At 65.8% G+C, this 12393-nt stretch carries 11 protein-coding genes; 7 read left to right on the top strand and 4 right to left on the bottom strand.

What is annotated here, in order from left to right:
• The first annotated feature begins 249 nt into the window (after nt 1-249).
• The 5 genes from ACIA8C_RS09015 to ACIA8C_RS08995 all read left to right on the top strand — a co-directional run bounded on the left by ACIA8C_RS09015 (nt 250) and on the right by ACIA8C_RS08995 (nt 4449).
• Nucleotides 250-579 carry a PadR family transcriptional regulator gene (locus tag ACIA8C_RS09015; RefSeq protein ID WP_397132551.1) on the top strand — a complete coding sequence of 110 codons (330 nt, stop codon included), beginning with the start codon at nt 250-252 and terminating at the stop codon, nt 577-579.
• A gap of 2 nt (nt 580-581) precedes the next feature.
• Nucleotides 582-923 (top strand): DUF1048 domain-containing protein, encoded by a 342-nt coding sequence (locus ACIA8C_RS09010; protein WP_397132549.1) that lies wholly within the window; start codon nt 582-584, stop codon nt 921-923.
• A gap of 143 nt (nt 924-1066) precedes the next feature.
• Nucleotides 1067-1846 (top strand): ABC transporter ATP-binding protein, encoded by a 780-nt coding sequence (locus ACIA8C_RS09005; RefSeq protein ID WP_397132547.1) that lies wholly within the window; start codon nt 1067-1069, stop codon nt 1844-1846.
• A 2-nt stretch (nt 1847-1848) separates the two neighbouring features.
• Complete coding sequence (locus ACIA8C_RS09000; RefSeq protein WP_397132545.1) at nt 1849-2610, top strand: ABC transporter permease; 762 nt, start codon at nt 1849-1851, stop codon at nt 2608-2610.
• An 87-nt stretch (nt 2611-2697) separates the two neighbouring features.
• Nucleotides 2698-4449: a hypothetical protein gene (locus tag ACIA8C_RS08995; protein WP_397132543.1), complete on the top strand. Its 1752-nt coding sequence runs from the start codon at nt 2698-2700 to the stop codon at nt 4447-4449.
• A gap of 9 nt (nt 4450-4458) precedes the next feature.
• Here ACIA8C_RS08995 and ACIA8C_RS08990 read toward each other — a convergent pair whose 3' ends face one another.
• The 3 genes from ACIA8C_RS08990 to ACIA8C_RS08980 all read right to left on the bottom strand — a co-directional run bounded on the left by ACIA8C_RS08990 (nt 4459) and on the right by ACIA8C_RS08980 (nt 8499).
• A complete protein-coding gene (locus ACIA8C_RS08990; protein ID WP_397132541.1) occupies nt 4459-5361 on the bottom strand; it encodes a LysR family transcriptional regulator in 903 nt (300 codons plus the stop codon).
• An 83-nt stretch (nt 5362-5444) separates the two neighbouring features.
• Entirely contained in the window at nt 5445-6341 is an 897-nt protein-coding gene (locus ACIA8C_RS08985) for an alpha/beta hydrolase family protein (protein WP_397132825.1), read from the bottom strand.
• A gap of 49 nt (nt 6342-6390) precedes the next feature.
• A complete protein-coding gene (locus ACIA8C_RS08980; RefSeq protein WP_397132539.1) occupies nt 6391-8499 on the bottom strand; it encodes an acyltransferase family protein in 2109 nt (702 codons plus the stop codon).
• 194 nt (nt 8500-8693) lie between these two features.
• On the opposite strand from ACIA8C_RS08980, the gene ACIA8C_RS08975 reads away from it, so the two are divergent.
• Both ACIA8C_RS08975 and ACIA8C_RS08970 read left to right on the top strand, forming a co-directional pair.
• Nucleotides 8694-9695: a zinc-binding dehydrogenase gene (locus ACIA8C_RS08975; RefSeq protein ID WP_397132537.1), complete on the top strand. Its 1002-nt coding sequence runs from the start codon at nt 8694-8696 to the stop codon at nt 9693-9695.
• A 332-nt stretch (nt 9696-10027) separates the two neighbouring features.
• A complete protein-coding gene (locus ACIA8C_RS08970) occupies nt 10028-10417 on the top strand; it encodes a VOC family protein (protein WP_397132535.1) in 390 nt (129 codons plus the stop codon).
• A gap of 95 nt (nt 10418-10512) precedes the next feature.
• Here the strand turns inward: ACIA8C_RS08970 and ACIA8C_RS08965 are convergent, their stop codons facing one another.
• Nucleotides 10513-12279, bottom strand: a complete 1767-nt coding sequence (locus ACIA8C_RS08965) for a phytoene desaturase family protein (RefSeq protein WP_397132533.1) — start codon at nt 12277-12279, stop codon at nt 10513-10515.
• Nucleotides 12280-12393 lie beyond the last annotated feature (114 nt).

Genomic DNA, 12393 nt, shown 5'->3' with positions numbered 1-12393 from the left:
ACGGGAAGGGAGCAGCACCGCACAGGGTGCCACCCGCCGGCAGGTAAATCTCCAAGGCGCATCCGATTCGCCGAGATAGTCGCCGGTCACCCCTGTCCTGGTCCCTTGTGCACCGCCCGTCGCGCGGGCCGATTCGCGACCGTATCCCAAAGCCGTTGGTGGCGCACAGCCGCAGGCCTTGTGCAGCCACTATTCAGTGTTACTATCTACTAGTAGTTAGTGACATTGAGTAGTGCGAGGAGGTGGTCCATGGGCAAGCAGATAACGGAGATGCTCAAAGGCACGCTGGAGGGCATCGTGCTGGCGATCCTGGCCGCGCGGTCCGCGTATGGCTACGAGATCACCGCGTGGCTGCGTGAGCAGGGGTTCTCCGACATCGCCGAGGGCACCATCTACGCCTTGCTGGTCCGGCTCGAGAAGCGAGACCTGGTCGACGTGGCGAAGGTGCCGTCGGAGAAGGGCCCGCCGCGCAAGGTGTATTCGCTGAACGCGAAGGGGCGGGAATACCTCGACGAGTTCTGGAGCACCTGGAGCTTCCTCGCCGAACGACTCGAACAACTTCATGAGGGAGGCATTTGACCATGTTCATCGAAAAGGTGATCGGCGATCTCGGCGAGAAGCGGCGCTGGTGGCAATACAAGGCGCGCGCGAAACAGCTTCCGGCGCCTTATCGTACGGCGATCGATGCTTTCGAGCGGTACGTGAACTATTTCGGATCGGGAAGTGGCATTTCGCTTTTCGAGGATCTGCTCGATCTTTTCGAGCAGAGCGCGGCGGACGGAACCGCGATCCGTGAGGTCGTCGGGCAGGACCCGGTGGAGTTCATCGAGGCGTTCGCCCGAAATTATCGACAGGATTCGTGGATCGACCGCGAACATCGGCGACTGATCGCCGCCATCGACCGGGCTGCCGCCGAGCAGTAGGTCCCGGCGCGGCTGGGCATCGCGCCGCTGACCAGTAACGCAGTTTGCTCTTGCGTATGCGTATAGCTATACCTATAGTCTATACGTATACATCTACATATACAGACCGACATCGAGTACAAACCCACAGGAAGGGCCGTTCGATGACGACACGGCAACCGTCTCCGATCCGCGTGCAGGGGTTGGAGAAGTCGTACAAGGACCTGCACGTGCTACGCGGCGTGGACTTCGAGGTGGAGCGGGGCAGCATTTTCGCCTTGCTCGGCTCGAACGGCGCGGGCAAGACCACGGTCGTGCGCATTCTGTGCACGCTGCTGAAGGCCGACGCGGGGACGGCCATCGTCAACGGGTTCGATGTCGCGACGGAAGCGCCGGACGTGCGCGAATCCTTCAGCCTCACCGGCCAATTCGCCGCCGTCGACGAAATTCTCAGCGGCCGTGAGAATCTGGTGCTCGTCGCCAAGTTGCGGCACCTGGACAACCCGCGCGCGATCGCGGACGACCTGCTCGCCCGCTTCTCGCTGACCGACGCGGCCACCCGGAAGGTATCGACGTATTCGGGCGGCATGCGCCGTCGCCTCGATATCGCGATGAGCCTCATCGGGAATCCGCTGATCATCTTCCTGGACGAACCGACCACCGGACTCGATCCCCAGGCGCGCCTCGAGGTGTGGCGTGCGGTGAAGGAACTCGCCGGGCACGGCACCACGGTGTTGCTCACGACGCAATATCTGGACGAGGCAGAACAACTCGCCGACCGGATCGCGATCCTGCACCAGGGCCGAATCATCGTGAACGGCACCCTCGCCGAGCTCAAAAAACTGCTACCACCCGCCAAGGTCGAATACGTCGAGAAGCAACCGACACTAGAGGACGTCTTCCTCGCCCTCGTCGGTGCTGACGAGTTGACGAGTAAGGAATGACAATGACAACGCACTTTTTCGGCGACACCGCCACCTTGCTCGGCCGATCGCTGCGCCACATCGCGCGCAGCATGGACACCATCATCACCACCACGATCATGCCGATCGCCTTCATGCTGCTGTTCGTCTATGTGCTCGGCGGCGCGATCAACACGGGATCGCCGTCCTATGTGAGCTACCTGCTGCCCGGGATTTTGATCATCACGGTCGCTTCTGGCATCTCCTACACCGCATTTCGTCTGTTCCTGGATATGAAGAGCGGCATCTTCGAGCGATTCCAGTCCATGCCGATCGCGCGCTCGTCGGTGCTATGGGCGCACGTGCTCACGTCGCTGGTCGCCAATCTGATCTCGATCGTTGTCGTCGTGCTTGTCGCCCTGCTGATGGGCTTCCGGTCGGGCGCGGGCGTGCTGGCGTGGCTGGCGGTCGCGGGCATCCTGATCCTGTTCACCCTCGCGTTGACCTGGATCGCGGTAATCCCTGGACTTTCCGCGAAGACCATCGACGGCGCGAGCGCGTTCTCCTACCCGCTGATCTTCCTGCCGTTCATCAGCTCGGCCTTCGTGCCCACCGACCCGATGCCTGCCCCGGTGCGCGCCTTCGCGGAAAACCAGCCGGTGACCCACGTCGTCAACGTTATTCGCGACCTGTTCACCGAGCAGCCGGTCGGCAGCGACCTCTGGATCGCCCTCGGCTGGTGCGTCGCCATTCTGGTGGTCGCGTACTTCTTCGCCATGATGACGTACCGCCGCAAGATCTCCTGAGGCGGCGATAACGGCTACTGTCGGGGCCGGAATTGGTGTTGCTCGAAAGATGGTGTGCGTGAACAGCGTTATGGGTTCGGGGCGTCGATGAGTGATTTGGGTCGGCGGCGGTTCATGTTCGGGGTATCGGGCGCGGCGGGGGTGCTGGCCGTCGGGCTCGGGGGAGCCGGGTCCGCCGGGTCGCGGTCGCCCGAGCCCGAGCACGGCAGCGTCGAAACACCCAGTACGCCTGATGCTCCCGCCGCCGAGCTGAGTACGTTCTTCGCCACCGCGTCGGTGGGTAACGCGCTCGAGGTCGACAGCGAGAGCGACGGGGACCTGTGGGTGACCTGCTGGGCGGATGACGACAACCTGTACTCGGTCAACGGGGACGGCAGCGGATTCGGGGACGGGCCGCGGCACGACATCGCGGTGAATCGGATCAGCGGGGACCCGAAGGGCGGGTTCACCGGCGAGGTGCTGGCCGTTTCCGGCGCGGTCGGCGCGGTGTGGGGCGATCCCGAGCGGTACAACCGGAAGCCGACCGGGATCGTCTGCGTGGACGGGCGGCTCTATCTCGCGATTCAGGACTTGCGGGCCGGTCCAGGCGATATCGCGTTCAATGATGCGCCCAATGCCAGTGTTTCGTGGTCGGACGATCACGGCCGGACCTGGCACAAGACGCAGCAGCCGATGTTCACCGGGGGAGTCTTCACCACCGTCTTCTTCCTCGACTTCGGCCGGGACTCGGGCGATACCGCGGCGGCGTTGGGGGCGGACGCCGCGCGCTATGTCTATGCCTATGGCCTGGACGGTAATTGGCGCGGATCCTTCACCGCGACGGTGGCCGACCCGTTCGACCTTTACCTGGCCCGGGCGCCGAAAGACGCTGTCGAGCACCGGAACCGCTGGGAGTTCTTCGCCGGACTCGATGGTGATCAGCCGCGCTGGAGCAAACACCTAGAGGAACGGCGGACGGTGCTTCGCGACACCCGGCGCCAGTACACGACGCTGCGTAACTATCGTGAGTGCCCGCACAACCTTTCGGTGATCTCGCAGGGCGGCGTGGTCTACGTCAAAGCGCTGAAGCGGTACCTGTACACGTCGTGGACGGAGTACACGTTCGAGTTCTATGAGGCGCCAACGCCGTGGGGCCCATGGAAACTGTTTCTTACCAAGGACTTCGGCGGCTATCCGTGGTTCGGCCGCGGGTCCGGCTGTCCGGGCCCGAAGAACGGCGGCTATGCCACCACGATCCCGTCCAAGTTCATCTCGCCGGACGGCACCTCGATGTGGGTGCAGTCGAACTGGTGGGTTGGCAGTGCGGGCGGCGACACCGCGTACAGCTTCAACCTGCGAAAACTGGCGCTGCAACCGTTCAGTGCGCAGTCACCGGCGAACCAGCCGGACCCGACGGACAACCTCGCCTACAGCGGCGCCTCGGTTACGCCCATCGAGAAGTCCGCGCACTACGGTCACACCGAGTACTACAACGACGGCGATTTCACCAAGAGCGAGAACAGCTTCGACCAGGAGAACAAGGATCTGGACTACTGGGGCTTCACCTGGGTGAAGCCGTATCTGATGAACCAGGTCGTCTACACCACCGGCGAAATGTTCGACGACGGAGGCTGGTTCGCGGCCGGGTTGCGTGTACAGGTGCGGCAGAATTTCCGGTGGGTCGATGCGCAGAATGCGAAAGTCGAGCCCCGGTATCCGTATACGTCCGCGGCCGGAGCGTTCAAGACCTACACCTTCAACTTCGCCACCTTATCCGGCGATGGGCTGCGCATTGTCGGAAAGCCAGGCGGCAGTTCATATTTCACGTCGATCGCGGAACTCGAGGTCTACTACCGGTAGCGCGCGCGATTACGGCAAGTCCTGCAACGCGGTGCGAATGACATCGAGAAACCATGTCTGCGCGGCGCTGCGCCCAGGGGTGCGGCGAGTGTAGACGGCGATCTCGGCGGGCTCGATGGTCCATGGCAGCGCGAAGGTGCGGACCCGATGCGTCTCGGCCATGGCGTGCGCGATGCGGTTCGGCACGATGGCGACGTGCTGGGTGTCCTGCACGACGTAGGGCAGGGTGGCGAAGCGGGTGACCCGGACCGCGATCTTTGCTTCCAGCCCGTGGGTGCGTAAGGCGTGCCGCGGTGCGGGGTGACCGGTGGTGCCCTCGACGACGATGTGCTGTTCACCGCGGAGTTCGGCGTCGGTGACGGAAGCGCCGCGCAGCCGAGGGTGGTCGGTCGCGACCATCCCGGAGTAGCCCTCGGTGAACAGCGGAATTCGGCTGAGCCGCACCGAATCCAGCACCGGGCTGGCCACGATCGCGTCGACCCGGCCGCGAGTGAGCTGGTCCTCGGCGGTGTCGATGTCGAACGCGTGCACCTGCAGCGTTGCGGTGGGCGCGCGAGCGCAGAGTTCCGCGATCACCAGCGGCAGCGAGTTGACCTCGCCGAGGTCGGTCAGCCCGATCGAGAAGCCGACCGGGCCGGCCGGGTCGAATTGGGTTGCCGCGCCGATGGTTACGTCGAGCTGCTCGATGGCGGTGCGCAGCGCGGGATAGAGCCGCTCGGCCTCGGAGCTGGGGACCAGGCCGCCGGGGCCGCGCACGAAAAGGTCGTCGCCGAGCCGCCTGCGCAGCTTGCCCAACCCGTAGCTGACGGTGGGCTGGGTGACCGCGAGGACGTCGGCCGTCGCCGTCACACTCCTGGTCTCGTAGAGCAGGACGAAGGTCCGGATCAGGTTGAGATCGAACTCCGCGCCCATAGATCACCTCGATATAGCCAGGCACAAACATCTACCGAGTTTGTGACGTTGCCGATCGTAGCCCAGGTCGGCTATCTCCCGGTTTATCGGAGGGTGGCGACGTGGTCGAGGATGGTTGTGCGGGCGGCGTCCCATGCGGGTGAGGTCGCGTCGGCGAACTCGCCGTGACCGACACCGTCGAGGATCCGCAAATCCGCGGTCTCACCTGCCCGTTGGGCAGCGGCAACGTAGCGGCGGCTCTGCTCGGGCGAGACGACATGGTCCCTGCTGCCGTGCAGGGCGCTGATCCGGATCCCGGTGGGCAGGTGGGCGATCGGCGACGCCATCTGATAGCGGTCGGGGACGTCGGCGGGTCGTCCGCCGAGTAGGTTGCGCACGAACGCATCTCGTCCGTTGTTCACCGCGAACACCAGATCGAGCACCCCGGCCAGCAGCGTGACACTCCGGATGCGCACCGCGGTCGCCGTTCGCTTCGCATCGGTGGACCCGGTCTGCCGCCCAGCCACCCACGCCGCGAGCTGCCCGCCCGCCGAGTGCCCGGCCAGATGCACCCGTCGCAGATCGAGTTGGTTGCCGGATCGCAGGCTCACGACGGTGGCGAGGGCCCGCACGGCGTCGTCGACGTCGGTGAGCGTGACCGGCCAGTCACCGGTGCCGTTGACCCGCCGGTACTCGATATTCCACACGGCTACGCCCGCATGGACCAGTGACGCTGCCAGCGGCCCGAAGTGGTCGAGCGTGCGATTCTGGGACCATCCGCCGCCGTGGATCAGCACGACCACGGGGTACGGCCCGGCTCCGGTGGTGGGGAGATACAGGTCGCCGACGGTGTCGGGGGAAGTGCCGTAGTTGATTCGCAGCGGGATGCCCGGCACGGCCGGTGCGGCATCGACGGTGATCGCGGCGGTGAAAGCCCGTTCGGCCGTGGTGTTTCCGACGACGACGGCGACAATCGCGAGTGCCGTTGCCACCGCGAGCATCTGGGTTCGACGAAGGGCGCCTCGAGATTTCACAGCAATGATCCGGGGCCTACCACCAGCCGAGCAAGGGCTGCAATTGACGGCCGAGCTCGTCGGCCAGCGAGCGCGAGTAACTTGCCGTCAGATGATGTTCGTCGTGGTAGACGAGAATATTGCCATTGGCGACCGGGCACACCGCATCATCGCAGAGCGCGTCGGTGAGATCGATCGGATAGACGTTGGGGAACGACCAGGTCGGCGCCAGCTCCGGGTCGATCGGGTCGAGCGCGTCGGTGCGTTTCATCCCACAGCTGACGCGATCGCCGCCCTTGGCCAAGCAGTCGATGGCCTTGTAGCGAACGCCGTTGCCGCGTAGCCACGGGGTGTCTCGGATCGCGATGACATTGAGGCCGCGGTCGCCGAGTGCAGACCAGACGTCGAGGTATTCGGGTGGTGTTTCGTCGCCGGTGTCGTCGCGCGGCCGGGTGCCGGTGGTGAACACCCAATCCGGTCGGTCGGTGCCGAGCCGCTCGATCACCTGCTGGGACCACTCGCGGCAATCGGGGATCAGTTCGCCCTTGTACGTCGCGTCCTCGGCCAGGGTGAGTGGACAGCCCATCTTCAGATAGACCTGGATGCGGAAGGGATGTCGCTGCGCCAGCACCTGCAGCGCCGGGATCCAGTGCTCGGCGTGCGAGCTGCCGACCACGGCGAGGGTGCGCTCGGCGTTCGGGTCGCCGTAGGTGCAGGTGATGAGCTCGGCGTTGTCCCAGTCGGCGATGCATCCGTCGCCGGTGGGCGGCGGCGCGTCGGCGGGCGCTTCGAAAACCGTTGGGCGCATTCGCGCGTGCGGCGTCGGCACGCCGGATATCAGGGCTTCCGCCCCGGGATACAGCGCCGGATTCAACGCGCCGACCGGCTGCGGCGGGCTGACCCCCACCGCGGTCTGCCACAGGGTGGTCGCGGCGAGCATCGGGACGGCCGCCACCGCCACCGCCACGGTGGCGAAGCGCTTACCCGGCACCGAACCGTCCGTGACGGCACCGCGCTGCGAGCGGATTCGCAACGGCTCTTCGACCAATCGATGGGTAGCCCAGGCCAGCACCACCGAGACGGCGATGATGCCGAGGCCATCGAGCAGCCCGGCACTGGGGTGGCCGCGTTCGGCGAGGTAGAAGATGAGGATCGGCCAGTGCCACAGGTACAGGGGATAGGCGATGTCACCGAGCCAGCGGACCCGCGGGGTAGACAAGAGCCGATTGAACAGTGGCCGCTGATCGGCGGCGAGGTTATTGCCCGAGACGATCAGCGCCGCCGCGGCACCGACCGGAAGCAAGGCGTAAGGGCCGGGGAATCGGTTGGCGCCGTCGAGGATCAACCAGCCGCACAGCACGACTCCGGCGAGACCGAGCCCCGCCAAGGCGACCCGAAGCCTGTGCGGCAGTCGCACATAGGGGGACGCGATGGCAAGGCCCGCCCCGACGAGCATCTCCCATGCTCTGGCGAAACTGTCGTAGTAGTTCCAGCCCTGATGGGTAGCCGTTCCGGTCGTCGCGATACCGAACGACACGACAGCCGCCACCACGATCAGCGCGCCGAGCACGGACCGCAGCTGTGTTGTTCGTCCGGTGCGCCGGCACGCCCAGGCGGTCGCGGCGACCACGGCGATCGCGACGAGATAGAACTGGCCCTGCACCGACATCGACCACAGGTGCTGCAAGGGACTCACCGACGGGTCTGCGGCCAGGTAGTCCGACCAGGTCAGCGCGAGTTGCCAGTTCTGGTAGTAGAACAGCGAAGCCAACGTCTGGGCGGCGACATCCGACCATTGGGTATAGGGACGCAGGAGCACCGTCGCGGCCACGATCGCGGCCAGCACGACCACCATGGCCGGAACGAGCCTGCGTGCCGTGCGCCGCAGCGTCGGAACTACGCCCACCGATCCGGTCGACTCGGCCCGGCGCACCAGCAATCCGGTGAAGAAGAAGCCGGACAACACCAGGAAAACGTCCACGCCGCCGGACACCCGGCCGAACCACACGTGGAACACCACGACCAACGCGATCGCCAGCCCGCGGAGTCCATCCAGGTCAGCGCGATAGGCGACGGACACGGACTGGTCCGACGGCTTGCCGCGCGCATCGGCCGGAAGAGTCCGTGGTTGGCGGGGGTTGGACACCGTAGAAAGGGTACTTCGCCGCCGGTCTCGTTGGCTAATCCACCGCTATCTGACTCGTGGCAGGTCAGCCGTTGATGACCTGGGGCGCGGCCACGGATTTGAGGCCTTCGACAACGGAACCGGAGTCGGGAATGAAGCAGCGGCGGCGATAGGTTGACCACCGCTGACAGACACTCCTCTCCGGGAAGAAGGCCATGACGTCCTCGCCGACCACTATGCGCGCCGTCCAGCTCTCCGGTCCCGGCCCCATCGAGAATTTGCGGCTGACCACGCTGCCGCTTCCGCCCGAGCGGGACGGTTGGGTGCGCATCCGCGTCGAAGCGTTCGGCCTCAACCGCTCGGAGCTGAAGCTTCGGCTGGGTGTGAGTATCGGCGTGAGTTTTCCGCGGGTGCCGGGTATCGAGGTGGTCGGCACCGTCGATGCGGCTCCGGTCGGTAGCGGGCTGGCTGTCGGGCAGAAGGTGGTCGCCATGATGGGGGACATGGGGCGCACTTACGACGGTGGGTATGCCGAATACACTTCGGTGCCGTTGGCACAGGTCATCCCCGTCGACACCGACCTGCCGTGGGAGGTGCTCGGTGCGCTGCCGGAGATGGTGCAGACCGCCTACGGCTCGCTCACCGTCGGCCTGGACTTGCGGCCCGGTCAGTCCGTGTTGATCCGCGGCGGCACCTCCTCGGTGGGCCTGGCCGCCGCGGCGCTGGCCAGCTGGCGCGGTGCCACGGTGCTGTCCACCACCAGGCAGGCCGATCGTCTCGCCTCGTTGAAGGCGCACGGCATCGACCATCCGCTGCTCGACACCGGCGAGGTCGCGCCCGCGGTGCGCGCGCTGTACCCCGACGGCGTCGACGCCGCCCTCGATCTCGTCGGCACGCCGACCCTGCCCGACACCTTGCGCGCGGTGCGCGTGCACGGTACGGCCTGCTTCAGCGGCAGCCTGTCGAATCAGTGGACAGTGCGCGACTTCTCACCCAACGAGTACCTGCCCAGGGGTGTGCGTTTGGCGGGCTATTTCGGCGACGCCGCCGACCTGCCGCGGGAAGCCTTCCAGGAGATCCTCGACGCGGTCGCGCGCGGCGAGCTGGTCTTTCCCTTGGATCGCGTCTATGACGGTCTGGCGCAGGTGCCGCAGGCCCACGACGACATGGAGCACAACCGCGCCACCGGCAAACTCGTTGTCCGCGTCCGGCATTAGGGCCGCCTGCACCTGGCCCGCACCGGCACCATCGGCAGCCTCTTCTCCGGCGATTTGTTCCCGGCCTTCAGTACCGCGGGAGATCGCCCCTCCGACACCGGTTTCCCGCGCGCGCCCACCGACGCCGATCTCGTGACCGCCGCCCGGCTGCCGTGAAACCGCATGAATTCCGCCTTGCTGGTCGATTGAATATCGGGTGCATGCTGTATAACGAGAAACAGACTGCGTTCGAAACGGTAGGTTCGCTGGCCAGGAAGGTTTCTACGACAACCTCGACGGGCTGGTGCTTTCGACCGATTGGGAGAGGCGGGGGCTGACCGAAGGGAAGCAGGTTGAACGTTCTCGGCGGCGCGATAATGGTCAATGTCCCTGATCCGGACGCCTCGGCGGATTTTCTGGTGCAGCACGTCGGTTTCACCGACGCGATTTCCGACGATGGTCTTGCCGTGGTTTTCTCGGCCGAATCCGGTTTGCACATAGCGTTTTTGCGCGTGGGCCTGCCGGATTTCCGGCCGGAATCGGTGGCGGGTGCGCTGCACAAGGGGATGATCATCGTGCTGGTCGTCGACGATGTCGAGACCGAGTATGCGCGAGTACAGCAAGCGGGTGTCGAGATCGCGACGCCACTCGCATACTCGAAATGGGGCGGGACTTCGGGCGAGCGGTACTTTCAGATGCGGGATCCGAACGGGCTTATTGTCCGCCTCACCGAGTGGACGTGATCGGCGGGCTCAGCCGAGGACGCAAGGATTCGGCAGGTTTGGTGGCGACGCACAGCATTGGACTGGACCATCGCCACCATCGGCCTGTGGCGACTTCAGATTCGAATAATCGGTGCCGCATCGAGGTCGTCGGCCTCGTCGGCGGCGCCGCGATGTCCACGGCATGCGGCGAGGGGATCGAAATCCGGCCCCCAGGAGGCGATTCGAGTCGGATCGGCGAGCACCGCACCGGCGCGCACCTCGGCGAACAGGTCGCGGTCGAGAATGGCCGATGCCGCCTGCACGCCGCTGAGCATCGCGCCCTCGGTAGCGGGTCCCGACACGGTACTGGTGCCGGCGAGGAACAGCCCGCGGATCGGGGTTCGCGCGCCGGGACGCAGCGGCCCGAGTTGGGTGATGCGCGGTTCCAGGCCGTAGGAGGTGCCGTTGGTGGTGCGGGTGTAGCGTTCCTGCGTGGCGGGGGTGGCTAGCTCGCTCCACTGGACCTTCGCTGCCGCGCCGGGGAAGGCCTGATCCACCCGGTCGAGCAGTCCCGCCGCGATGATCTCCTTGATATCGCGGTACGTGCTGTTGCTCCGATAGCTATGCGTGGCAACCTCATTCGCGCTCAGACCCCACAGCGCGGGATTCCATGGCGCCAAAGTCTGCGCCTCAATGGCGGCGTGGCCGGGCGGGGCGCTGAATCGGTTCGACGGATCGCGGCGGGTCGACGACTGCACGTAGGCAGGCTGACGCAGCGCGAAGTCCTCGGCCCACCGTTGTGGATCGCGTCCCGCGCCACCGCTCAGCAGTCGCGATGTCGTCCGCTGCAGCGATCGCAGCGAATCGGCGGCTTTCCAGGTCGCGGCCGGGATGGTGTAGTAGTTCGTATTGGGCGTCCCGGCGAGGTCGATCTCGACCCCGAAGTAGCTGTTGATCAGGGGGAGGGCCATCTTGTAGTGCTCGTTGCGCATGACCGTCCAGCGCGGCAGATTCTCGTAGCCGACCAAATCGCGATAGGTGCGTTTGAGGTCGGCCGCGGACACGACCACCGGCGCGGCGAGCACCTCGCCGTCGCTCAACCGCACCCCGGTGACACTGCCCGACTCGACGAGGATGCGGTCGACCTCGGTGCGGGTGCGGATCTGGCCGCCGTGGCTACGAATCACCTCGACGAAACCGGCCGCGAGCACCTGGCCGCCGCCACGCGGGAACCAGGCTCCTCTGCCGACGAAGTTCTCCAGGAAAGCCGCGGCGACGGCGACCGGCGCGGTTTGCGGTGGCGTCGCGGCCGCGCCGTCTTGGACCGACAACGCCAAGATGGTCCGCGGCTTCAGCCGACAGGCCGCCAGCAGGGCGGCGTGTGGGACCGGTGCCCAGGCCGCGGCGATACCCGCTTTCATGACGGCGCGCCGCAAGTCGTCGACAGACATCGCCGTGCGATCGAGCGATTGGCCGATGGCGCGCACGATCCCGACGTAGCGTCGCAACCCGCGTTCCTCACCGGGGAACGCCTGAATCAGGCTCTCCAGATAGTTGTCCCAGCCGACCGGGATGCGCAGCTCGAAATCGGGCGCGACGATGGTGTCGAAGCCGTCGGTATCCAGCGGCAGCCACTGCACTCGATCGTCGAGACCGAGGCCGCGCAGCAGCGTGGGCACGTTTCCCTCGGGCCCGCAGTCGCCGATGTAGTGCACCCCGACATCGAACTCCCACTTGCGTTTACGACGGAACACATGCGAGCTGCCACCCAGTACCGAGTACTGCTCGAGAAGTGCGACCCGTAGACCCGTCGCCGACAGATAGGCCGCCGCCGACAGCCCGCCGAGGCCGCCGCCGATCACGATCGCGTCCAAGGAAGAACCGTTCACACCAGACGTCATGTCATCTCCGATCCGAGATCCAGCTGCCCTAGGGGCTCGTCTTCGAGTTTCTATAACTGCCAGTAACGTTTACATACCTTAGTAGTATGATCGGTCTACTTCAAGCAAATGCGG

Origin of the sequence: Nocardia sp. NPDC051321, from assembly GCF_044455225.1 — a bacterium.
Taxonomy (GTDB): Bacteria; Actinomycetota; Actinomycetes; order Mycobacteriales; family Mycobacteriaceae; genus Nocardia.
This window is presented reverse-complemented; position numbering and strand designations above follow the sequence as displayed.

Coding starts and splice junctions, on each gene's coding strand:
- ACIA8C_RS08985 (WP_397132825.1), bottom strand. CDS start 6,341: ATGCTCGCGGTGGCAACGGCACTCGCGATTGTCGCCGTCGTCGTCGGA.
- ACIA8C_RS08995 (WP_397132543.1), top strand. CDS start 2,698: ATGAGTGATTTGGGTCGGCGGCGGTTCATGTTCGGGGTATCGGGCGCG.
- ACIA8C_RS09015 (WP_397132551.1), top strand. CDS start 250: ATGGGCAAGCAGATAACGGAGATGCTCAAAGGCACGCTGGAGGGCATC.
- ACIA8C_RS08990 (WP_397132541.1), bottom strand. CDS start 5,361: ATGGGCGCGGAGTTCGATCTCAACCTGATCCGGACCTTCGTCCTGCTC.
- ACIA8C_RS09010 (WP_397132549.1), top strand. CDS start 582: ATGTTCATCGAAAAGGTGATCGGCGATCTCGGCGAGAAGCGGCGCTGG.
- ACIA8C_RS09005 (WP_397132547.1), top strand. CDS start 1,067: ATGACGACACGGCAACCGTCTCCGATCCGCGTGCAGGGGTTGGAGAAG.
- ACIA8C_RS09000 (WP_397132545.1), top strand. CDS start 1,849: ATGACAACGCACTTTTTCGGCGACACCGCCACCTTGCTCGGCCGATCG.
- ACIA8C_RS08975 (WP_397132537.1), top strand. CDS start 8,694: ATGACGTCCTCGCCGACCACTATGCGCGCCGTCCAGCTCTCCGGTCCC.
- ACIA8C_RS08965 (WP_397132533.1), bottom strand. CDS start 12,279: ATGACGTCTGGTGTGAACGGTTCTTCCTTGGACGCGATCGTGATCGGC.